The organism is Streptomyces sichuanensis (assembly GCF_020328095.1).
Lineage (GTDB): Bacteria > Actinomycetota > Actinomycetes > Streptomycetales > Streptomycetaceae > Streptomyces > Streptomyces cinnamoneus.
In genome coordinates this window covers 1-1,273 of the sequence record NZ_JAIXMK010000264.1, presented here as the reverse complement: position 1 = coordinate 1,273, position 1,273 = coordinate 1, and the positions used below count along the sequence as shown (strand labels likewise).

1 protein-coding gene and 1 pseudogene are annotated in these 1,273 nt (G+C 71.1%); both read right to left on the bottom strand.

The annotated features are described in order from the left end of the window. Positions 1–101: 101 nt before the first annotated feature. On the bottom strand, positions 102–893 hold the full coding sequence (locus tag LE181_RS31845) for a phytanoyl-CoA dioxygenase family protein (RefSeq protein ID WP_225665098.1): 792 nt from the start codon (positions 891–893) through the stop codon (positions 102–104). 110 nt (positions 894–1,003) lie between these two features. Continuing rightward, positions 1,004–1,273, bottom strand: a pseudogene (locus LE181_RS31840) (membrane-associated oxidoreductase); the annotation flags it as partial.

Genomic DNA, 1,273 nt, shown 5'->3' with positions numbered 1-1,273 from the left:
GTTCACCCTGACCCAGGTCTGACGGCCCCCCCTCCCGGTGAGCGCGTCCCCGCACGTGAACCCCCGGCTTCCCGGGTTCCTTGCGGGGCCTTCCGCGTCCCTCAGCGAAGGTCGGTGACCGGGACGTCCTGTCCCAGACCCCGACGGATCGCGATCTCCACGGGTGAGTACGCGCCGTCGGCCCGCTCCAGTTCGTACGGCGCTGCCGGCATCAGCGGCGGCTGGGCCATCAAGCGCGGTCGCGCCCCATGGTGCGGTTGTGCCGCGTGCACCAGGAACGGATGACACAGGAAGACGTCGCCGGGCGACCCGGTGGCGAGCGCGAGCGGCCGGTGGCCGGACGCCGCGACCAGGTCGGGCGCGAGGGTCAGCCCGCTCGCCCCGTCCTCCCCGTATGTCTCCAGCACCTTCGGCACGTCGAGGTGTGAGCCGACGCGGATCCGTGTCGGGGCGTCCTCCTCACCGACCTCGCTGAACAGGAACAGCATCAGCAGCGCCCGTCCTCGGGAGCGCAGATTCGTGAAGTACCAGCTCTCGCCCTCCGGCAGATAGCTCCCCTCGACATGCCAGCCCGCGTCGTCCGGCTCCTCCTCGTGAGGGAAGCGCAGGGGGAACGTGCCCAGCGAGTAGCGGGGCTCCCAGCGTCCCGCGCCGACGAGCAGGTCGTAGGCGCGGTGCAGGGACGGGGAGTTGGGTGCGGCGGCGAACGGCCCCTGCGCCATGCCCGCCACCCAGTGCACGGGCTGCGTCCACGTCGCTGGATCGTCCGGGTCACAGCCCGTCTCTCGCCACAGCAGTCGCGCGCAGTCAGCCGCCACGCGGGGCGCGACGGCGCCCTCCAACTTCACGAAACCGTCGCGGAGGAAGCGGGATACCAAGGTCGTGTCATCCATGCCTCCATCGTGCGGCGGCACCGGTCCCCGCCACCCGACATCCTGCGCACCGTCTTTGTGGGGTATTCACCGAGCCGGTTGATGCGGCTCCGTTCACGACCCGGCGTCGGTCACGGACTTCCTCCGGGGTTCGCTCCGCGGCTGGTGGTCCGGGTCACGCCGGCGAAGACCGTCGTGGCCAGCACCCAGCCGGCGACGATGAGGGCGTAGGAGAGCGTCTGGTACCAGCCCTGCGGGGCGAACGCGCCTTCCTGGCCGAAGGAGATCACCGGCAGCAGCAGGTCGAGCGTGAAGAACACGGGGTTGAAGTCGGGGGCCTCGTCCGCCTTCAGCGGGGGCGGGTGGTGCAGGCCGTAGACGACCGATCCGACGGCGAGCAG

Coding starts and splice junctions, on each gene's coding strand:
- LE181_RS31845 (WP_225665098.1), bottom strand. CDS start 893: ATGGATGACACGACCTTGGTATCCCGCTTCCTCCGCGACGGTTTCGTG.